The organism is Sulfitobacter sp. G21635-S1 (genome assembly GCF_027213915.1).
GTDB lineage: Bacteria > Pseudomonadota > Alphaproteobacteria > Rhodobacterales > Rhodobacteraceae > Sulfitobacter.
In genome coordinates, this window is sequence record NZ_JAPWGV010000005.1 from 91,341 (window position 1) to 111,042 (window position 19,702).

The window sequence follows — 19,702 nt, forward strand, 5'->3', positions numbered from 1 at the left end:
GATACCATGATCTATGATGAAAAATGGGCCGAGGACATGGCCGCCAAGCGTGCGTATCTGGCCGAGAACGGGCTTTACAGCGAAGCCGAGGAGCATTCCTCCTGCGGTGTGGGTCTGGTGGTCAATATCGACGGGTCCAAGTCGCGCGCGGTGGTGGAGAACGGTATCAAGGCGCTCAAGGCGATCTGGCACCGGGGCGCCGTGGATGCGGACGGGATGACAGGCGATGGCGCGGGCATCCATGTGCAGATCCCGGTGCCGTTCTTTTACGATCAGGTGCAGCGCACCGGCCATACCCCGCGCGAGAACGAGTTGATTGCCGTGGGCCAGGTGTTCCTGCCGCGCACGAACTTCAGCGCGCAGGAGACATGCCGGACCATCGTGGAAGCCGAAGTGCTGCGGATGGGCTATTACATCTATGGCTGGCGGCATGTGCCGGTGGACATTTCGGTGCTGGGTGAAAAGGCCAATGCGACCCGCCCGGAGATCGAGCAGATCCTGATTTCCAACGCCAAGGGCGTGGACGAGGAAACCTTCGAACGGGAGCTTTACGTGATCCGTCGCCGGGTGGAGAAGGCCGTGATCGCGGCACAGGTGCCGAATTTCTACATCGCGTCGATGTCCTGCCGCAGCATCATCTACAAGGGGATGATGCTGGCCGAGCAGGTGGCGGAATTCTATCCCGACCTGAAGGATGAAAGGTTCATTTCCGCCTTTGCGATCTATCACCAGCGCTATTCCACCAACACTTTCCCGCAGTGGTGGCTGGCCCAGCCCTTCCGCATGCTGGCCCATAACGGCGAGATCAACACGCTTCGCGGCAACATGAACTGGATGAAGAGCCACGAGATCAGGATGGCCTCTGCCGCCTTTGGGGAAATGGCGGATGAGATTAAGCCGATCGTCGCGGCGGGGTCCAGCGACAGTGCGGCGCTGGATTCGGTGTTCGAGGTGCTGGTGCGGGCAGGGCGCTCCGCGCCGATGGCCAAGACCATGCTGGTGCCTGAAAGCTGGTCCAAACAGGCCGTGGAACTGCCACAGGCCTGGCGCGACATGTATTCCTATTGCAACTCGGTGATGGAGCCCTGGGACGGCCCGGCAGCATTGGCGATGACCGATGGCCGCTGGGTCTGTGCGGGACTTGACCGGAACGGTCTGCGCCCGATGCGCTATGTGGTGACAAGCAACGGCATGCTGATCGCAGGGTCCGAGGCGGGGATGATTCCGCTGGACGAGGCCAATGTGGTGCGCAAGGGCGCGCTGGGGCCGGGACAGCTGATTTCCGTCGATATGAAGAAGGGCAAGCTTTACGGCGATGCCCAGATCAAGAACAAGCTGGCCGCGGCTTTGCCGTTTGGCGAGTGGGTCGGCAAGATCGTGGAACTGGACGAGCCGCTTGCGCAGGTGACCGAAAAGCCGGTCTTTACCGGCAATGAACTGCGCCGGCGGCAGGTGGCTGCGGGCTATTCCATCGAGGATCTTGAGCAGATCCTGGCACCCATGGCCGAGGACGGCAAGGAGGCGCTGGCCTCGATGGGTGATGACACGCCCTCTGCCGTGCTGTCGAACCAGTACCGGCCGCTGAGCCATTTCTTCCGCCAGAACTTCAGCCAGGTGACCAACCCGCCGATTGACTCCCTGCGCGAATACCGGGTGATGAGCCTGAAGACGCGGTTCGGGAACCTCAAGAACGTGCTGGACGAGGACAGCAGCCAGACCGAGATCCTGGTGCTGGACAGCCCCTTTGTCGGCAATGCGCAGTTCGACGCGTTGTTCAGCCATTTCAACGCGGACGTGGTGACCATCGATTGTTCCTTCGCCCCGGGTGAGGGCAGCCTCAGCGCGGGCCTGAAACGCATCCGGGCAGAGGCGGAAGACGCCGTGCGTTCCGGTGCGGGGCATCTGGTGCTGACCGATCACCTGAGCGGCAAGGACAGGGTCGCCATGCCGATGATCCTGGCCACCTCGGCGGTACACAGCCATCTGACCCGTCAGGGGCTGCGGACCTTTACATCGCTGAACGTGCGGTCGGCGGAATGTGTGGACCCGCATTACTTTGCCGTTCTGATCGGCTGCGGTGCGACCGTGGTCAACGCCTACCTGGCAGAGGATTCGCTGGCCGACCGGATCGAGCGCGGCCTGCTGGACATCTCGCTGACCACCGCAATCGCGCGCTATCGCAATGCGATTGACCAGGGGCTGCTCAAGATCATGGCGAAGATGGGCATCAGTGTGGTGTCCTCCTATCGCGGCGGTCTGAACTTTGAGGCCGTGGGCCTGTCCCGGGCCATGTGCGCGGAGTATTTCCCCGGCATGACCAGCCGGATCAGCGGCATCGGCGTGACCGGTATCCAGCGCAAGTCCGAAGAGGTCCATGCGCGGGGCTGGTCGGGCGATGGCAGCGTTCTGCCCATCGGCGGCTTCTACAAGGCGCGCAAATCCGGCGAGACCCACGCCTGGGAAGCCTCTTCCATGCATATGCTGCAGATGGCCTGCAACAAGGCATCCTATCAGATGTGGCAGCAATATTCGGCCAAGATGAAGTCGAACCCGCCGATTCACCTGCGCGATCTGCTCGACATCAAGCCCCTGGGCGCACCGATCGGGCTGGAAGAGGTGGAAAGCATCACGTCGATCCGCAAGCGTTTCGTGACGCCCGGCATGTCGCTGGGCGCGCTCAGCCCTGAGGCGCACAAGACGCTGAACGTGGCGATGAACCGGATCGGGGCAAAATCGGATTCGGGCGAAGGTGGCGAGGATCCGGCGCATTTCGTGCCGGAACCCAATGGCGACAACCCTTCGGCCAAGATCAAGCAGGTGGCGTCCGGGCGTTTCGGCGTCACGGCGGAATACCTGAACCAGTGCGAAGAACTGGAGATCAAGGTGGCGCAGGGGGCCAAGCCCGGCGAAGGTGGTCAGTTGCCGGGGATGAAGGTCACCGACCTGATCGCGCGGCTGCGGCATTCGACCAAGGGGGTCACGCTGATTTCCCCGCCGCCGCACCACGACATCTATTCGATCGAGGACCTGGCGCAGCTGATCTATGACCTCAAGCAGATCAACCCGCGCTGCAAGGTGACGGTGAAACTGGTGGCCTCAAGCGGTGTCGGCACGATTGCCGCCGGCGTGGCCAAGGCCAAGGCGGACATCATCCTGATCTCGGGCCACAATGGCGGCACCGGGGCATCCCCCGCGACCAGTATCAAATATGCGGGTCTGCCCTGGGAAATGGGCCTGACCGAGGCGCATCAGGTGCTGTCGATGAACAACCTGCGCGACCGTGTGACCCTGCGGACCGATGGCGGGCTGCGCACCGGGCGTGACATCGTCATGGCGGCGATGATGGGGGCCGAGGAATATGGCATCGGCACCGCCGCGCTGATTGCCATGGGCTGCATCATGGTCCGCCAGTGCCAGTCCAACACCTGTCCGGTGGGTGTCTGCACCCAGGACGAGGCGCTGCGTGGCAGGTTCACCGGCAGTGCCGACAAGGTGGTCAACCTGATCACCTTCTACGCGCAGGAAGTGCGCGAGATCCTGGCAAGCCTCGGGGCGCGCAGCCTGGACGAGGTGATCGGGCGTGCCGATCTGCTGGCGCAGGTCAGCCGCGGCTCCGCGCATCTGGACGACCTGGACCTCAACCCGCTGTTGATCGCGGTCGATGGCGCGCAGCACAATGTCTATGACCGGGACAAGCCCCGGCAGGCGGTGCTGGACACTTTGGACGCCCAGATCGTGCGCGATGCGGCGCGCTTCCTTGAGGATGGCGAGAAGATGCAATTGTCCTATGCGGTGCAGAACACGCACAGGACCGTGGGCACTCGCGTTTCCAGCCATATCATCAAGAAGTTCGGCATGCGCAACAAGCTGCAGGCGGATCACCTGACGGTGAAACTGACCGGATCGGCCGGGCAGTCGCTGGGTGCATTCGCGGCCAAGGGCCTGAAGCTCGAAGTATCGGGCGATGCCAATGATTATGTCGGCAAGGGCCTGTCGGGCGGCACGATTGTGGTCCGGCCCAATATGGCCAGCCCGATTGTGGCCTCGGAGAATACGATCATCGGCAATACCGTGCTTTACGGGGCGACATCCGGCTATCTGTTTGCAGCCGGTCGCGCCGGTGAGCGCTTTGCCGTGCGGAACTCCGGTGCGAAAGTGGTGATCGAGGGCTGCGGCAGCAACGGTTGCGAATATATGACCGGTGGCGTCGCCGTGATCCTGGGCGAGATCGGCGCGAATTTCGGGGCCGGGATGACCGGGGGTATGGCCTATCTTTATGACCCTGAAAATACCGTTAAGGCGTTGATGAACCGGGAGACGATTGTGACCTGCCCGGTCACGGTCGACCACTGGCTGGGCGAGCTGGAAGAGCTGCTGGAGCGTCATCTGGAGGAAACCCAAAGCCGCAAGGCAGAGGAGATCCTGCAGCATTGGGACACCGAAAAGCACAACTTTATCCAGGTTTGCCCCAAGGAGATGCTGGCGCATCTGCCTGCGCCGCTGAGCCTGGACAAGGCAGCCGTCCCCGCCGAATGAGGCTGCGAAATGCCGCGCGCCCCGCTTTGAATTGGGGCGCGCGGACCCTTTATTAGGTCATAATTGACTAAAATCCGGTCATAATGAGACCTGATTTTCCGGCGATACACAAAGCCCGCAAGAGCCGAAGGTGTATCCATGCCCGCATCCTATCAGGACCAGTTTTTCACCGTCGATCCCGGCGCCGCACCGCCCGTGGGCACGCCGCTGACCTTCCAGCTGGTGACGTTCACCGATCAGAATGACGATGGTCTGATCCGCAACAACTCGGGCGACACGTTCAACGGCACGGCGATCACCGATGTCTGGGTGGGCGATACGCTGACCATCCGGTTGCCGGACAATTCCACGGTGACATATACCGGCGTGACCTTCTACCTCGCCTCCGGCGCCCCGGTCTTTACTCCGACAGACGGGCAGGTCTTGCAGAACGGGACCTTCGTTTCCTCCACCTTCGTCACCAACAGCACACAGACGCCGGTGGGCAGTTTCGGCCCCACATGTTTTACGCCCGGCACGATGATCCGGACGCCTGGTGGGCTGCGGTCCATCGAGACCCTGGAGATCGGAGATCAGGTCGAGACGCTGGACCACGGCGCACAGCCGATCCGTCAGATTCTGGCGGACAGGTTTCGGGCGGCGGGCGATGTCGCGCCGATCCGCTTTGCGCTTGGGGCCATCGGAAACACGGCACCTCTGCTGGTGTCACCGCAGCACCGGATACTTGTGTCCGGGTGGCGGGCGGAATTGTACTTTGGCCAGGACGAAGTGCTGGTTGCGGCCAAACATCTGGTCAACGGAGATACCGTGCGGCAGGTGTCCGGCGGTGTGGTGACCTATGTCCATCTTGTCTTTGACCGCCATCAGATCATTTTTGGCCAGGGCATCCCGTCGGAAAGCTGTCTGCCCGCCTATGCGCTGGATGCGGCAGGGACGGCGGCACAGGCGGAGTTGCTGGCGCTTTTCCCCGACCAGATTGCAGGTCCGGCGGATGACGGGCGTGCCGTGCGCAGGGTTCTGCGGCGGGCAGAGGCGCAGATGATCGCCGCCTGAACCGACACCCCCGCCCTTTACCTCGGGCCGGGGCAGGCTAGCTGCCTTGCATGATGATCAGATTGCTTTCCCTTTTCCTTCTGGCTGTTGCATTGCTGACGGCCTGCACCGACGCGACCCGGCGCGGCGGCGGGGACATTCTGGTTCTGGGCGATTCCGTCATGGCCTGGAACGGCGGCAGCGATGCCGCGATTCCCGATGCGATGCAGGCGGCACTGGGCCGCAATGTGGTCAGCAAGGCGGTGCCGGGGGCACAGTTCGACAATGACTCCGGTCTGGCCGGGGCGGTGGGCTTTGACATCAGGCGGCAGTTTCCCGGCGGGCGGTGGAACTGGATCGTGATCAACGGCGGTGCGAATGATCTGGGGTCCGACTGTGGTTGCGGCGCTTGCGCCGGGGTTGTGGACAGGCTGATCGGGGCAGACGGGATGTCCGGTGCGATTCCGGCTTTTGTCAGCAGGCTTCGGGCAGAAAGTGGCGCGCGGATCCTGTGGATGGGCTATTACGCGGGCAACGGCAAAGGGTCGTTCAACGGCTGTCGCGACGATCTGGTGCGGATGGAAACACGCCTTGCGCGGTTTGCCAATGCCAGCCCCCATGTCCTGTTCGTGGATTCCGAGGATGTGATCGACCCGACCGAACCGGGGAACTACGCCGCGGACAACACCCATCCATCGGCCCGGGCCTCGGCGCTGATCGGGGCCTACCTGGCGCGGCAGATTGCACAAGCGGGGCGTTCACAAAACCCCTGAGCCCCCCTATAGCTGGGGGATGGCCCGCGCATCGAAAACCACACTGAAAAAGACCACGTCAAAGCCGCCCGCCCGGCGCTCGTTCAAAAAGCGGGTGACGCGGCTGGTGCTGCGGGCGATATCGGCGGTGTTTCTGCTGGTGGTATTCCTGGTGGTGCTGGGCGCGGTGATCAATCCGCCGACGACAGCCTATATGTTCTCTGAAAGCCGTCGGCTGGGCGGGGTCAAGCAGACCTGGGTGTCCCTGGACAGGATGGCACCCGTGATGGCGCGGTCTGCCGTGGCGGCGGAGGATGCGAATTTCTGTCAGCACTGGGGGTTCGACATGATCGCGATCCGTAAGGCGATCGCGGCGGGGTCGAACCGGGGCGCATCGACGATCAGCCAGCAGACGGTCAAGAACGTCTATCTGTGGCATGGCCGCACCTGGCTGCGCAAAGCCATGGAGGCGCTGATCACCCCGGTGATGGAGGCAGTCTGGTCCAAGCGGCGGATTGTCGAGGTTTATCTGAACATTGCCGAATTCGACGAGGGTGTCTTCGGGGTCGAGGCTGCGGCGCAGCATTATTTTGGTGTCCCGGCCTCCGATCTGTCTGCAACCCAGGCCGCACGGCTGGCGGCGATCCTGCCCGCGCCCAAGAAGAGGTCCGCGGCAAAGCCCAGTGATTATGTTCTCAAACGCGCCCGGCAGGTGCGCGACGGGGCGGCAACGATCCGCAATGACGGACGTGCGGCCTGTTTCGAGAGTTGAAAACCACCGGGATTAGGGGCATGGATGGCTCCACTCCTTTATTATCCGAAAGCTGAGTATGGCCCGTCTGTTTCACGTCCCGCTATCGCCTTTTTGCCGCAAGGTCCGCCTGAGCCTCGCCGAAAAGAAGATCGAGGTGGAACTGGTCGAGGAACGCTATTGGGAACAGGACCCTGATTTCATGCGGCGCAATCCGGCAGGCAAGGTGCCGGTGCTGCGGCTGGACGGGATCATGATGGCCGAGAGTGCTGCGATCTGCGAATATATCGAGGAAACCCGCCCCGAGCCGCCGCTGATGCCCGTCGACCCGGTGCAGCGGCTTGAAGTGCGGCGGCTGGTGAGCTGGTTCGATGACAAGTTTCACCGCGAAGTGACCTCCAAACTGCTTTATGAGCGGGTCAACAAGAAGGTGATGAAACAGGGTTACCCGGACAGCACCAACGTCAAGGCGGGTGCCAAGGCGATCAAGTACCATCTGGACTACATGGCCTGGCTGCTGGACCATCGCCGCTGGCTGGCAGGCGATGTGATGACCCTGGCGGATTTCGCCGCGGCGGCGCATCTGTCGTCTTTGGATTATATTTCGGACGTGGACTGGAACCGCAGTGATGTGGTCAAGGACTGGTATGCCAAGATCAAGTCGCGGCCTGCGTTCCGCGCCTTGCTGGCGGATCAGGTGCCCGGTTTCCCGCCTCCGAAACATTACAACGACCTGGATTTTTAAGCCGCGCCCCGGGGGGCTTTTTGCCCCCCGGACCCCCCCGCGGATATTTGAGGCCAAAAAGAATGGACCTGAAGGCGAAGCTGGTGGCAGAGGCGCTGCGCGAGGGGTTCGTCTCCGCGCGGATCTGCAGGCCCGATGCCGTGCCTGAGGTACCGGGGCGGCTGCAGGCCTTTGTCGAGGCGGGATATCACGGGCAGATGGGCTGGATGGCTGAGCGGATGCACTGGCGCGGCAACCCTGCGGCGCTTTGGCCGGAGGCGCGGTCGGTGATCATGCTGGCAGAAAGCTATGCGCCGGAGCAGGACCCGCTGGCGGTGCTGGAACACCCGGAAAAGGCGGCGATTTCGGTCTATGCCCAGGGGCGCGATTATCATGATATTGTCAAGAAACGGCTCAAACGGCTGGCGCGCTGGCTGATCGCGCAGGAGCCTTGCGAGGTGAAAGTCTTTGTCGATACTGCCCCGGTGCCGGAAAAGGCCCTGGCGCAGGCCGCCGGGCTGGGCTGGCAGGGCAAACATACCAACCTGTTGAGCCGGGACTGGGGGAACTGGGCCTTTCTGGGGTCGGTATTCACCACACTGGACCTGCCGGTGGATGCGCCGGAGGCTGACCATTGCGGGTCTTGCCGGGCCTGTCTGGATATCTGTCCGACAGGTGCCTTTCCTGCCCCTTACCGTTTGGATGCGCGACGCTGCATTTCCTATCTGACGATCGAGCACAAGGGCCCGGTGGACCTCGAATTGCGCGGCCTGATGGGCAACCGCATCTATGGCTGCGACGATTGCCTTGCGGTTTGTCCCTGGAACAAGTTCGCCGTCGCCGCCAGCGATCTGCGGTATCACGGGCCAGAGGCGCGCGCGGCGGATCTTGTGGCGTTGGCGGCACTTGACGACGCGGCCTTTCGCGCGCGTTTTTCAGGTTCGGCGATCAAGCGGATCGGCCGGGACCGGTTTGTGCGCAACGTGCTTTACGCCATCGGGAACTCTGGCCTGCCCGAATTGCGGCAGGCTGCGCAGGCATTGTGCGAGGACGCGGATGCCACGGTGGCCGATGCTGCGCGCTGGGCGGTTGCGCGTCTGGAGTCTGCGTAGGATTAACGCGGCCTGAGCCCTGGGGTATGGACCACGGCGCGGGGTCAGGTACACCGTTAGCGGAACAGAGTGGAGACTGGCATGGCGTTGCTGTTGGGCGTGGACACGGGTGGAACTTATACGGATGCGGTGCTGATCCGCGATGATGAGCTGGTGGTCGCCTCGGCCAAGTCACTCACCACCCGGCATGACCTGGCCGAAGGGATTGGCGGTGCCGTCCGTGCGGTGCTTGCCTCGGCCGACATCGCGCCGTCGGAGATTTCGCTGGCATCGCTGTCGACCACGCTTGCCACCAATGCGCTGGTAGAGGGGCAGGGCGGGCGCGTTGCGCTGATCTATATCGGTTTCCGAGAGCGGGATCTTGAGGCGCATGGGCTGTCCGACGCTTTGAAGGGGGATCCGGCAATCGTGCTGGCGGGTGGTCATGATCACGCTGGCGCGGAAGTGCAGGCGCTGGACGAGGCCGGGCTGATCGCCTTTCTGGAGCGTCACCGACAGGATGTCAGCGGCTTTGCCGTGGCCGGTCAGTTTGCCACCCGGAACCCGGCACATGAACTGCGGGCGGCGGAACTGGTGGCGCAGGTGACCGGGCGGCCGGTTTCGGCCTCGCATCAGTTGTCGGCAAAGCTGAACGGCCCCAAGCGCGCGATGACGGCTGTGTTGAATGCGCGGCTGATCGGGATGATCGACCGGCTGATCGGACGCGCCGAGGATGAGCTGAAGTCGCTGGGGATCACGTCGCCCATGATGGTCGTGCGGGGCGATGGTGCGCTGATTTCCAGCGCCCAGGCCCGCGAGCGCCCGATCGAGACGATCCTGAGCGGGCCTGCCGCCTCTATCGTGGGGGCGCGCTGGCTGACCGGGGCTGAACTGGCACTGGTCAGCGACATCGGGGGGACAACGACGGATGTGGCGCTGTTGCGCGGCGGCAGGCCGGCGATTGATCCGGCGGGGGCGCGGGTCGGCCCCTACCGCACGATGGTCGAGGCGGTGGCGATGCGCACCACCGGTCTGGGCGGCGACAGCGAGGTGCATTTCATCAGCGAGGGGCTGCGCGGCGGCGTCACGCTGGGGCCGCGCCGGTTGTTGCCGGTGTCACTGGTGGCGGTCGATGCGCCGGAAGTGGTTCATGATGCGCTGGATGCGCAGTTGCGGGCGGTGACGCCGGGCGAACATGACGCGCGGTTTGTGCTGGCGGTGCCCGGCCAGACCACAGAGGGGCTGGGTCCGCGCGAGGCGGCCTTGCTGGAGCGGATCGGGGCCGGGGTGCATCCCCTTGGCGACGTGTTGCGTGCGCGGATCGAGCAGGGCGCGCTGAAGCGGCTGGTGGAGCGGGGGCTGGTGCAGATTGCGGGGGTCACGCCCTCTGATGCCAGCCACGTGCTGGGCCGGGTGCTGGAGTGGGACACCACCGCCGCGCGCAAGGCGTTGCAATTGTTCGGGCGCAGGCGGACCGGGGCGGGCGATGTGCTGTCCAACAGCGCCGAGGATGTGGCGCAGATGATCGTGGACCGGCTGACCCATCAGACCTGTCTGGCGCTTCTCGAAACCGCGTTTGCCGAGGAAGATACGGCTTTCGGGATCGCGCCGGAGGTGCTGGCGCAACATGTGCTGATGCAACGCGGCATGGCGGGGCATCGCGGGCTGGTGCGGTTGCAGACCGGGCTGGATGTGCCGGTGATCGGATTGGGGGCCTCTGCCGCGAGTTATTATCCGGCGGTGGGTGCGCGGCTGGGTTGCGAGATGATCCTGCCGGAGCATGCCGGTGTCGCCAATGCCATCGGGGCGGTGGTGGGGCGCGTGACGATGCGTCAGAGCGGCACCGTGACGGCACCCAGCGAGGGGAAGTACCGGGTGCATCTGGTGGAGGGGCCGCAGGACTTTGGCGATCAGCATGCGGCACTGGACCGTCTGGAAGAGGTCCTGCGCGGCCATGCGATGGCGGATGCGCAGGCTGCGGGTGCCGCTGACATCCAGATTTCCGTGAACCGCGACATTCGCACCGCAGGTGTCGAGGCGCGCGAAGTGTTCATCGAAGCGGTGGTGACGGTGGAGGCCTCTGGGCGGCCAAGGGTGGCGGAGGGCTGACCCCCGGGCGTGCATGCCCTGCGGGCGCGGCAATCTGGCGCTCTGCTTTTGAATGACAACAGATTGTCGGAGTCCTAACCTCTGCTCATGAAACCGAAGATACTGACGACAATGCGGGGTTATACGGGATCGCTTCTGATTCAGGATGCGATTGCGGGCGTGACCGTTGCGATGGTGGCGCTGCCCCTGAGCCTTGCCATCGCGATTGCCTCCGGCGCTGATCCGGCGAAAGGGCTGGTGACCGCCATTGTCGCCGGCTTCCTGATCTCGCTGCTGGGCGGGAGCCGGGTTCAGATCGGTGGCCCGACTGGGGCGTTCATCGTCGTCGTGTTCGGGGTGATCGCGGAACATGGCTATGACGGGTTGGTCATGGCCACCTTCATGGCCGGTTTGATCCTGCTGGTGGCCGGATATTTCCGGGCCGGGGTCCTGATCCGGCATATTCCGGAGCCTGTGATCAACGGGTTCACCATCGGCATTGCCATCATCATCGCGACCAGTCAGCTCAAGGATCTTTTCGGGCTGGATGTGGCGGGGGTTCCTGCGGCGTTTCTTGCGAAGCTGGAGGTCCTTTGGGAAGCTGGTTCAAGTTTCTCTGCCGCTTCGGCGATGATCGGGTGTGTCACGATGGTGCTGATCGTGCTTTTCCGCCGGGCGGCGCCAAAACTACCGGGGTTGATCGTCGCGGTTGCCTGCACGTCCGCATGTGTGGCGATCCTCGACCTGCCGGTGGAGACCATTCGGTCGCAGTTCGGGGAGTTGCCGAGTGCCCCGGCTTGGCCGACACTGCCTGTCGTGGGATTTGACAGGGTGATCGAGCTGCTGCCCTCGGCTGTCATCATCGCGTTTCTGGCCGGTGTGGAATCGCTGCTGTCCGCCATGGTGGCCGACAGGATGATTTCCGGGCATCACCGCCCCAATGCAGAGCTGCTGGCCCAGGGGGCCGCAAACATCGGATCCTCCTTCTTTGGCGGGTTGCCCGCAACCGGGGCAATCGCGCGGACGGCCACGAACATTAGGGCGGGCGGCAAGACACCGGTGGCCGGTCTGATCCATGCGGTGACGATTCTGGTTGTCATGCTGCTGGCATCGCGGCTGGTCGGATACATGGCGATGCCCGCGCTTGCCGGGCTGTTGATCCTGACCGCCTGGAACATGAGCGAGCCCCAGAAGTGGCGGGGCTATCTGTCGGCCCGGAAATCCGATGTTTTCCTGCTGTTCCTGACCCTGGTGCTGACGGTGCTCGCTGATCTGACGGTTGCCATCGGGGTCGGCGTTGCGCTGGGGCTGGCCTTCAGACTGCAACGCAGCAACAGCGCCGCGTCAGACTGGTCCGAGCCGGATCGCTAGATCAAAACGGTAATATCCTGGCGGCACGGCCAGCAGGCCCGGGATGGTTCCCGGGTCTGTCGGATTTGACTTGTGATCGCGGTCTATTCCGCTGCGGCGCGTTTGGGCAGGACCCAATCGGCGCGGGGGAAGTGGCAGGTATAGCCGTTCGGGATGCGCTCCAGGTAATCCTGATGCTCCGGCTCGGCCTCCCAGAAATCGCTGACGGGTTCGACCTCGGTCACGACCTTGCCGGGCCAGATGCCAGAGGCCTCGACGTCGGCAATCGTCTCCAGCGCGGTCTCTTTCTGGGCCTCGTTGACGTAGTAGATCGCCGAGCGATAGCTCATCCCGCGGTCGTTGCCCTGCCGGTTCAGCGTGGTGGGATCGTGAATCTGAAAGAAGAACTCCAGCAGCGCGCGATAGGATGTCTTCTCCGGGTCGAAGATGATCTCGATCCCCTCGGCATGGGTGCCGTGATTGCGATAGGTTGCATTAGGCACATCGCCACCCGTGTAGCCCACCCGGGTCGAAACCACACCGGGCCGTTTGCGGATCAGGTCCTGCATGCCCCAGAAACATCCGCCTGCCAGTACTGCGCGTTCGGTACTCATGCCACGTCCTCCACCTGGTCAAGGTAATCACCGTATCCCTCGGCCTCCATGTCGTCGCGGTGGACGAAGCGGAGCGAGGCGGAATTGATGCAATAGCGCAGGCCGCCGCGGTCTCGGGGGCCGTCAGGGAACACATGGCCAAGGTGGCTGTCGCCATGTTTGGACCGCACCTCGGTCCGGACCATGCCGAGCGTGACGTCGCGGTGTTCGGTCACATTGTCGATGGGTTTGGTGAAGCTGGGCCAGCCGCAGCCGCTTTCGTATTTGTCGGCGCTGGCGAACAGGGGTTCGCCTGACACGATGTCAACGTAGATGCCCGGCTCCTTGTTGCCCAGCAGCTTGCCAGTGCCGGGGCGTTCCGTGCCGCTTTCCTGTGTGACATAGAATTCTTCCGCACTAAGTGCTGCAATGGCGTCGGGGTTTTTGGTGTAGGTTGGCATGCAATCCCTCCGTGAAACTCTCAGTGCAATAGATGGTGTTTTCGCGCAAGAATGAAAGGCTTTACCTTTCCGTGCAACTCAATGTGATCCCGCGCCGTGTCTGATGGTGCAGATTGCTGAACGGAGAATGATCATGCGGTGGTTCCTGGCTTTGATCCTGAGTGCGACGCTGGCGCAGGCGGCGCCGCGCGATGTGGTGTTTTCGAATATCGACGGGGGTGAACACCGGTTCAGCCAATGGACCGGACAGCCGGTGCTGGTGGTGAACACCGCGTCGCAATGCGGCTACACCGGGCAATATGACGGGTTGCAGGCGCTTTACGACCGCTACAGGGCGCGCGGGCTGGTTGTTCTGGCGGTGCCCTCCGATGATTTCAATCAGGAGCTGGCAAGCGCGGCGGAGGTCAAGGAATTCTGCGAGGTTTCCTTTGGCCTTGACCTGCCGATGACCGACATCACCCCGGTTCGGGGCAGCAAGGCGCATCCGTTCTACCAGGCGGTGAAGACCGAGACGGGGTTTGAGCCGCGCTGGAACTTCAACAAGGTTCTGATCGGGCCGGATGGCCGGGTGGCTGGCACATGGGACGCGCCGGTAAAGCCGGAATCCCCCGCGATTGTCGGTGCGATTGAGGCATTGTTAAAGTCGCGGTAGGGTCGTGGAAAAGGAGTGTTCATGACCGATCCCGACCTTGAAAAGGCCTATGCGCTGCAGACACCTGACGACAACCGCAAGCTCTATGCCGATTGGGCCGACAGCTATGACAGCGGATTTGCCAGGGAGATGGATTATCAGTTGCCGCGTATGGTGGCGCTGATCCTGGCCGAGACCTATCAGGGGGCGGGGCCGGTGCTGGACCTTGGTGCTGGCACCGGGCTGATCGCGGATCACATGCTGATGCGCGGAACGATGGCAATTGATGCGCTGGATATCTCGCCGCAGATGCTGGCCACGGCCGCCTCCAAGGGCCATTACCGCCGGACGATCGAGGCGGATCTGACCGGGCCGCTGGACATTCCTGATGCGACCTATGATGCGGTGATCAGCTCAGGCACCTTTACCCATGGGCATGTGGGGCCGGATGCGCTGGACGAGGTCATCAGGATCGCCCGTCCCGGTGCGGCTTTTGTGCTGACCATCAACGCCGAACATTTCGAGGCACGCGGTTTTGCAGCGAAATTCGAGCAATTGGCGCCGGCCATCGCGGAGGTGGAGCACCGGCTGGTCAATATCTACGGGGGCAAGGCGGCCAAGGAGCACCGCGACGACCAGGCAAGTATCGCCATTTTCCGGAAGCGTTAACTCAGCTCCCCGGCATTCTGATCTGTTTGTCCAAAGGCACCAGCGCATTGATCTGCGCGATGTGTTCCGGCAGGCATTTGGTGAGGAAATCATATTCCTTCACCACGTGGTCCCGCGCTGCCTTGCCGATATGGGCATAATCCTGCGGGTTGGCCAGCACCTTGACCACCTGTGCCGCCACCGCGTCGGGATCGAAGAAATCGACCAGCAGGCCGGTTTCGTTGTGGGTGATCGCCTCGCGGACCGGGGCCACATCCGATGCCACGATGGTGGCCCCCATCGACATGGATTCCAGCAGCGACCAGGACAGCACAAAAGGCATGGTCAGGTAGATGTGGCACCGGCTGAGCTGGATCATTTTCTGGTACAGGGGGTAGGGGATATTGCCCAGGAAATGGACGCGGTCCCAGTCGAGGTTCTTGCCCACTTCTGCTTCCATCTCGGCGCGCAGCCCGCCTGGGTGCTGGCTTTTGCCGCCGTAGGAGACGTCATTGCCGCCGACGATCAGGATGCGGGCCTCCGGGCGTTCGCGCAGGATGCGCGGCAGGGAGCGCATGAAGATGTGAAATCCCCTGGTGCGTTCGAGGTTGCGGGACACATAGGTCACCACCTCGTCCTTGCGGGTGAGTTCGCGGGACAGCCGCCCCAGGCCGAGGCTGACATCGGGGTCGGGCCGCAGTTTGTCGGTGCGGATCCCGTCGTGGCAGACATACATCCGGTCATGAAAGCTGCGCGGGAAACGGTCGCGCTGCCAGTAGGTGGGGCAATGGCCCAGGTCGACGGTTTCGATATTGGCCAGCGGCACGGCATTGCGCGCATGCATCATGAAGGGGGCGTGATCCGATATGGGTTCATCGGGGTCAAAGCCGACGGAACCGCCTGTGAGGTTATAGTAGTATTCAAAAAAGCCGATGATCGGCACATCCGCCCAGATCTGTTTGAAGAAGGTCAGTTCGCCCCAGCCAACGTGACCGACCACGATGTCGGGCCTGAAGCCTTCCTGCAGTTCGATCCGGCGGGCGGCCACCGCTGCGCCAAAGCCCGCGCCGGTGGCTTCCTCCCAGACACGGGACAGGCCATAGGCGTCTTTCGCCGGGGTGCGGTGGGTCTGGTACTTGCGGGTCTCGACCCCCGGCAGGTCTGGCGCGTTCTTGCGCTGCGTCAGGAAGTAGATGCGGTGCTCGCCGGTCGCCGCCAGCCATTGCACAAGTTCACGGTACTGGCCGGGCATGTTCTGGTGGACGAAAAGGATGTTCATGTGCGGGCCCTGTCAGCGCGTGATTTCAGGCAGATAACCAAAGCCGGGCGGCAATGGCAACGCGTGCGGCATCGCTGTGGCTGACAGGGCAGATGTTACCGCGCGTAATCGGACCCTTCCGAGTCAAGGATCGCCTTGAGTTCGGTCAGGTGCCGCGCATCCTGTTCGGGATAGTTTTCTAGTTCCTGCGCGGTCTTTTCCGCGATGTCATCCGGGATGCGGCGCAGCGGCATGCCGGTTTGCAGGGCCTTGATATAGGTCTCTGCCGCACGCTCGAAATAGTAGAGGCGGTTGAACGTCTCGGCCACCGTGTCGCCGATCACCATGACCCCGTGCGAACCCATGACCATGACCTTGTGTTTCGGATCTGACAGAAGGGCGGCGCAGCGGTCGCCTTCGTCTTCAAAGGCAAGGCCGCCGTAATCCTCGTCGATCACGATACGGTTGTAGAAGGTGCAACAATTCTGGTCGATGGGGGGCAGGCGGCTGTCCTGCAGGCAGGCCAGAACCGTGGCGTGGATGGAATGGACATGCATCACGCAACGCGCGTGGGCGCAGGCGCGATGGACGCCGCCGTGCAGGCCCCAGGCCGTGGGGTCCGGTGCGTTCGGCCCCGACAGGGTTTCAGGATCATTGGCGTCAATCAGCAAAAGGTCACTGGCCTTGACCCGCGAAAAATGCACCTGATTGGGATTCATCAGGAATTGCGTGCCGGCATCATCCACGGCGAGAGAGAAATGGTTCGCAACCCCCTCGTGCATGTTCAGCCTTGCAGTCCAGCGAAAAGCGGCGGCGAGGTCCACGCGTTCCTGCCAGTACTCCATGTTCGGTTTCATTTGGGTAACGGTCATGATGCGGCTCCTTCGGGCTGACACTAGACGATGACACAGATTTTCCAAGGCCCGCCCCGGCAGGTCATGTCGTTTGTGATCCGCGCCTCGGAAAAAGGCGGCGTTCTGGTCAGGTCAGCGGTCGGCTGGGCACCCAGGCATAGCCGTTTTCGCACAGAATATAGGCTTCGCGCAGGCCGTGGGGTTTGTCGGTGGGGGCCTGCAGGACGGTGCCGCCCGCTGTCTCTGCCTTGCCGCAGCTGGCTTCGGGGTCGCTGTCATAGAGCCTGATCTCGATGCCGCCGCCGCGCGGGGGGCTTTCGGGCAACAGGCGCAGCAGCGGATTGCTGTGATAGGTGCCATCGCTGTGCAATTGGAACACCTGATTGCCGTAGGTCATGATCGCAAAGTCAGCGGTGGGCTGAAAAGCCTTCATGCCGAAAACCTGTTCCAGGAAGGAGACCTGCCGCGCCACATCGCGCACCAGCAGGTTCAGCCCAAGTCCGCGCAGGGAAGCACCGAAATCTTCCGGGGTAATGTCGTCGTAGTTCATGGTGCCCTGCCGGTTGTTGCCCGAACAGTCTAGGCGCGGTTGCCTTGGGCGTCTATCAACAAGTCCCCGTCTTCCTTGTGGTAGGGGCCCTCGGGCCAGGTCGGCAGCAGGTCGAGTACGGTTTCGGAGGGGCGGCACAGCCGGACGCCCTGCGGGCAGGCGACGATCGGGCGGTTGACCAGCACGGGATGGGTCAGCATCGCCTCCAGCAGGGTGTCGTCGCTGACGTCGGGGTCAAGCAGCCCAAGCTCCGCCGCCGGGCTTTTGCTGGTGCGCAGGGCGGTGCGCGGCGTCAGCCCCGCCGCCGCAAAAAGCGCCAGAAGCTGGCCACGGGTCCAGCCGGTATCGAGATAGGGGATGACTTCGGGCTGATAGCCCGCGTCGCGGATGATCTGCAGCACGTTGCGCGATGTGCCGCAGTCGGGGTTATGAAAGATCACGATGTCCATTCGGCCTGCATAGGCGGGTAATATGACAGTTTCAAGAAACCCGGCGTCGCCCCTTGCACGCGGTCGCGATTCTTGATCCATTACGCCATGACGCAAGATATTTTTCCATCATGGCCCGATAGCGCCGCGCAACTGGTCGATGTAGCCGCCGGTCGCGCCCCTGCCGACACGATCATCCGGGGGGGTGTCTGGGTCAATGTCCATACCCGCGAAACCCTGGCCGACCATGACATTGCCATCGTGGCGGGGCGGATCGCCTTTGTCGGACCGGATGCAGGGCATTGCCGGGGCGCGCACACGCGGATCATCGAGGCCGAAGGCCGCTACATGATCCCCGGTCTTTGCGACGGACATATGCATATCGAATCCGGGATGCTGACCCCGGCGGAATTTGCCCGCGCCGTGATCCCGCATGGCACCACCTCGATGTTCACCGACCCGCATGAGATCGCCAATGTGCTGGGACTGGCCGGCGTGCGCATGATGCATGACGAGGCGCTGATGCAGCCGGTCAACATCTTCACCCAGATGCCCTCCTGCGCGCCCTCTGCGCCGGGAATGGAAACCACGGGTTTCGAGATCAGCGCCGAGGATGTGGCCGAGGCAATGGCCTGGCCCGGCATCATCGGGCTGGGCGAGATGATGAACTTTCCCGGGGTGTCCAATGCCGACCCCCAGATGCTGGCCGAGATCGCGGCAACCCAGAAGGCGGGCAAGACGGTGGGCGGGCATTATGCCTCGCCCGATCTTGGCCCGGCCTTTGCGGCCTATGTGGCGGGCGGGCCTGCGGACGATCACGAAGGCACCTGCGAGGCAGATGCGGTGGCGCGGATGCGGCAGGGCATGCGCTCGATGATCCGGCTGGGCAGCGCCTGGTATGATGTGGAAAGCCAGATCACCGCGATCACGGAAAAGGGGCTGGATTCGCGCAACATGATCCTGTGCACCGACGATTGCCACTCCGGTACGCTGGTCAATGACGGGCATATGAACCGGGTGGTGCGCCATGCCATTGAGTGCGGTTGCGACCCGCTGGTGGCGCTGCAGATGGCAACGATCAACACGGCAACGCATTTCGGGCTGGAGCGTGAGATCGGGTCGATCACGCCGGGGCGGCGGGCCGATGTGATCCTGACGTCGGATCTGAAGACCCTGCCCATCGAACTGATGATTGCGCGGGGGCAGATCGTGGCGCAGGACGGCGTATGCCTGACCGAATGCCCGCATTATGACTGGCCGCAAGTGGCCCGGCAGACGGTGAAAATGGCGCGCGACCTGGTGGGCGATGATTTCGCCATTCCCGCACCGGAGGGGGCCAATGGTGTCACCGCCAATGTGATCGGCGTGGTCGAAAACCAGGCCCCCACCAAGGCGCTGCAGTTCGAGCTGCCGGTGACGGAAGGCCGGGTTCAGGCCACCGGCGAAGTCTGCCAGATTGCGCTGGTCGAACGGCACCGGGCGACGGGCGGCGTGGTCAATGCCTTTGTCTCGGGCTTTGGCTATGAGGGGCGGATGGCGATGGCCTCGACCGTGGCCCACGACAGCCACCACATGATCGTGGTGGGCACCGATGCCGACCAGATGGCGCTGGCGGCGAACCGGCTGCGCGGCGTCGGCGGCGGCATCGTGATCTTTCGCGACGGGCAGGAGCTGGCGCTGGTGGAACTGCCCATCGCGGGCCTGATGTCGGACAGCCCGGCAGCGGAGGTTGCGGCAAAGACCCAGGCGATGATGCAGGCCATGCGAGACTGCGGCTGCAAACTGAACAATGCCTATATGCAGCATTCCCTGCTGGCGCTGGTGGTGATCCCCGAGTTGAGGATCTCTGACCTGGGGCTGGTGGACGTGCGCAGATTTGAATTTACCGATGTGATCGTGTCGTAACATCGCGCAGGTATCACGCCGGGAAACGAGGGCAGGACCGCCCCAAAAAC

Annotated in this window: 17 protein-coding genes; 11 read left to right on the forward strand and 6 right to left on the reverse strand. The window is 63.2% G+C overall.

What is annotated here, in order from left to right:
- Positions 1 to 6 precede the first annotated feature (6 nt).
- The 8 genes from gltB (at position 7) to O4H53_RS07335 (ending at position 12,345) form a co-directional block, all read left to right on the forward strand.
- Complete coding sequence (gene gltB / locus O4H53_RS07300) at positions 7 to 4,536, forward strand: glutamate synthase large subunit (RefSeq protein WP_269362549.1); 4,530 nt, start codon at positions 7 to 9, stop codon at positions 4,534 to 4,536.
- 138 nt (positions 4,537 to 4,674) lie between these two features.
- Positions 4,675 to 5,589 carry a Hint domain-containing protein gene (locus O4H53_RS07305; protein WP_269362551.1) on the forward strand — a complete coding sequence of 305 codons (915 nt, stop codon included), beginning with the start codon at positions 4,675 to 4,677 and terminating at the stop codon, positions 5,587 to 5,589.
- A 50-nt stretch (positions 5,590 to 5,639) separates the two neighbouring features.
- Entirely contained in the window at positions 5,640 to 6,341 is a 702-nt protein-coding gene (locus tag O4H53_RS07310; protein WP_269362553.1) for an SGNH/GDSL hydrolase family protein, read from the forward strand.
- Between the two features lie 19 nt (positions 6,342 to 6,360).
- Entirely contained in the window at positions 6,361 to 7,092 is a 732-nt protein-coding gene (mtgA, locus tag O4H53_RS07315) for a monofunctional biosynthetic peptidoglycan transglycosylase (protein ID WP_269362554.1), read from the forward strand.
- Between the two features lie 58 nt (positions 7,093 to 7,150).
- Positions 7,151 to 7,816 carry an FtsZ-binding protein FzlA gene (gene fzlA, locus O4H53_RS07320; protein ID WP_114273884.1) on the forward strand — a complete coding sequence of 222 codons (666 nt, stop codon included), beginning with the start codon at positions 7,151 to 7,153 and terminating at the stop codon, positions 7,814 to 7,816.
- 62 nt (positions 7,817 to 7,878) lie between these two features.
- Positions 7,879 to 8,907 carry a tRNA epoxyqueuosine(34) reductase QueG gene (queG, locus tag O4H53_RS07325; protein WP_269362555.1) on the forward strand — a complete coding sequence of 343 codons (1,029 nt, stop codon included), beginning with the start codon at positions 7,879 to 7,881 and terminating at the stop codon, positions 8,905 to 8,907.
- Positions 8,908 to 8,988: 81 nt separating this feature from the next.
- Positions 8,989 to 10,995 carry a hydantoinase/oxoprolinase family protein gene (locus O4H53_RS07330; protein ID WP_269362556.1) on the forward strand — a complete coding sequence of 669 codons (2,007 nt, stop codon included), beginning with the start codon at positions 8,989 to 8,991 and terminating at the stop codon, positions 10,993 to 10,995.
- Positions 10,996 to 11,082: 87 nt separating this feature from the next.
- On the forward strand, positions 11,083 to 12,345 hold the full coding sequence (locus tag O4H53_RS07335; RefSeq protein ID WP_269362559.1) for a SulP family inorganic anion transporter: 1,263 nt from the start codon (positions 11,083 to 11,085) through the stop codon (positions 12,343 to 12,345).
- 83 nt (positions 12,346 to 12,428) lie between these two features.
- On the opposite strand, the gene msrA is transcribed toward O4H53_RS07335, so the two are convergent.
- Positions 12,429 to 12,938 carry a peptide-methionine (S)-S-oxide reductase MsrA gene (gene msrA / locus O4H53_RS07340; RefSeq protein ID WP_269362561.1) on the reverse strand — a complete coding sequence of 170 codons (510 nt, stop codon included), beginning with the start codon at positions 12,936 to 12,938 and terminating at the stop codon, positions 12,429 to 12,431.
- Complete coding sequence (gene msrB, locus O4H53_RS07345; protein ID WP_269362562.1) at positions 12,935 to 13,378, reverse strand: peptide-methionine (R)-S-oxide reductase MsrB; 444 nt, start codon at positions 13,376 to 13,378, stop codon at positions 12,935 to 12,937. The genes msrA and msrB overlap by 4 nt, the downstream gene beginning before the upstream one ends.
- A gap of 133 nt (positions 13,379 to 13,511) precedes the next feature.
- On the opposite strand from msrB, the gene O4H53_RS07350 reads away from it, so the two are divergent.
- Positions 13,512 to 14,030 (forward strand): glutathione peroxidase, encoded by a 519-nt coding sequence (locus O4H53_RS07350; RefSeq protein WP_443069520.1) that lies wholly within the window; start codon positions 13,512 to 13,514, stop codon positions 14,028 to 14,030.
- 21 nt (positions 14,031 to 14,051) lie between these two features.
- Entirely contained in the window at positions 14,052 to 14,678 is a 627-nt protein-coding gene (locus O4H53_RS07355; protein ID WP_269362566.1) for a class I SAM-dependent DNA methyltransferase, read from the forward strand.
- 1 nt (position 14,679) lies between these two features.
- Here the strand turns inward: O4H53_RS07355 and O4H53_RS07360 are convergent, their stop codons facing one another.
- The 4 genes from O4H53_RS07360 to arsC all read right to left on the reverse strand — a co-directional run bounded on the left by O4H53_RS07360 (position 14,680) and on the right by arsC (position 17,768).
- Positions 14,680 to 15,936, reverse strand: a complete 1,257-nt coding sequence (locus tag O4H53_RS07360) for a glycosyltransferase family 4 protein (protein ID WP_269362568.1) — start codon at positions 15,934 to 15,936, stop codon at positions 14,680 to 14,682.
- Between the two features lie 95 nt (positions 15,937 to 16,031).
- Positions 16,032 to 16,787 carry a class II aldolase and adducin N-terminal domain-containing protein gene (locus tag O4H53_RS07365; RefSeq protein WP_269362569.1) on the reverse strand — a complete coding sequence of 252 codons (756 nt, stop codon included), beginning with the start codon at positions 16,785 to 16,787 and terminating at the stop codon, positions 16,032 to 16,034.
- A 109-nt stretch (positions 16,788 to 16,896) separates the two neighbouring features.
- On the reverse strand, positions 16,897 to 17,319 hold the full coding sequence (locus tag O4H53_RS07370) for a VOC family protein (RefSeq protein ID WP_269362571.1): 423 nt from the start codon (positions 17,317 to 17,319) through the stop codon (positions 16,897 to 16,899).
- 29 nt (positions 17,320 to 17,348) lie between these two features.
- The gene (arsC, locus tag O4H53_RS07375) at positions 17,349 to 17,768 is read right to left on the reverse strand and encodes an arsenate reductase (glutaredoxin) (protein ID WP_269362573.1); all 420 of its coding nucleotides are present in this window, start codon (positions 17,766 to 17,768) and stop codon (positions 17,349 to 17,351) included.
- Between the two features lie 87 nt (positions 17,769 to 17,855).
- Between arsC and ade the strand changes: the two genes are divergently transcribed.
- Positions 17,856 to 19,652, forward strand: coding sequence for an adenine deaminase (ade, locus tag O4H53_RS07380; protein ID WP_269362576.1), 1,797 nt, complete (start codon positions 17,856 to 17,858; stop codon positions 19,650 to 19,652).
- The last annotated feature ends 50 nt before the right edge of the window (positions 19,653 to 19,702 follow it).

What these genes read in the sequence shown, in the direction of transcription:
- O4H53_RS07370 (WP_269362571.1), bottom strand. Translation starts at nt 17,319, where the DNA reads ATGAACTACGACGACATTACCCCGGAAGATTTCGGTGCTTCCCTGCGC.
- O4H53_RS07310 (WP_269362553.1), top strand. Translation starts at nt 5,640, where the DNA reads ATGATGATCAGATTGCTTTCCCTTTTCCTTCTGGCTGTTGCATTGCTG.
- msrA (WP_269362561.1), bottom strand. Translation starts at nt 12,938, where the DNA reads ATGAGTACCGAACGCGCAGTACTGGCAGGCGGATGTTTCTGGGGCATG.
- O4H53_RS07355 (WP_269362566.1), top strand. Translation starts at nt 14,052, where the DNA reads ATGACCGATCCCGACCTTGAAAAGGCCTATGCGCTGCAGACACCTGAC.
- arsC (WP_269362573.1), bottom strand. Translation starts at nt 17,768, where the DNA reads ATGGACATCGTGATCTTTCATAACCCCGACTGCGGCACATCGCGCAAC.
- O4H53_RS07365 (WP_269362569.1), bottom strand. Translation starts at nt 16,787, where the DNA reads ATGACCGTTACCCAAATGAAACCGAACATGGAGTACTGGCAGGAACGC.
- mtgA (WP_269362554.1), top strand. Translation starts at nt 6,361, where the DNA reads ATGGCCCGCGCATCGAAAACCACACTGAAAAAGACCACGTCAAAGCCG.
- O4H53_RS07330 (WP_269362556.1), top strand. Translation starts at nt 8,989, where the DNA reads ATGGCGTTGCTGTTGGGCGTGGACACGGGTGGAACTTATACGGATGCG.
- queG (WP_269362555.1), top strand. Translation starts at nt 7,879, where the DNA reads ATGGACCTGAAGGCGAAGCTGGTGGCAGAGGCGCTGCGCGAGGGGTTC.
- O4H53_RS07360 (WP_269362568.1), bottom strand. Translation starts at nt 15,936, where the DNA reads ATGAACATCCTTTTCGTCCACCAGAACATGCCCGGCCAGTACCGTGAA.
- fzlA (WP_114273884.1), top strand. Translation starts at nt 7,151, where the DNA reads ATGGCCCGTCTGTTTCACGTCCCGCTATCGCCTTTTTGCCGCAAGGTC.
- gltB (WP_269362549.1), top strand. Translation starts at nt 7, where the DNA reads ATGATCTATGATGAAAAATGGGCCGAGGACATGGCCGCCAAGCGTGCG.
- O4H53_RS07305 (WP_269362551.1), top strand. Translation starts at nt 4,675, where the DNA reads ATGCCCGCATCCTATCAGGACCAGTTTTTCACCGTCGATCCCGGCGCC.
- ade (WP_269362576.1), top strand. Translation starts at nt 17,856, where the DNA reads ATGACGCAAGATATTTTTCCATCATGGCCCGATAGCGCCGCGCAACTG.
- O4H53_RS07350 (WP_443069520.1), top strand. Translation starts at nt 13,512, where the DNA reads ATGCGGTGGTTCCTGGCTTTGATCCTGAGTGCGACGCTGGCGCAGGCG.
- msrB (WP_269362562.1), bottom strand. Translation starts at nt 13,378, where the DNA reads ATGCCAACCTACACCAAAAACCCCGACGCCATTGCAGCACTTAGTGCG.
- O4H53_RS07335 (WP_269362559.1), top strand. Translation starts at nt 11,083, where the DNA reads ATGAAACCGAAGATACTGACGACAATGCGGGGTTATACGGGATCGCTT.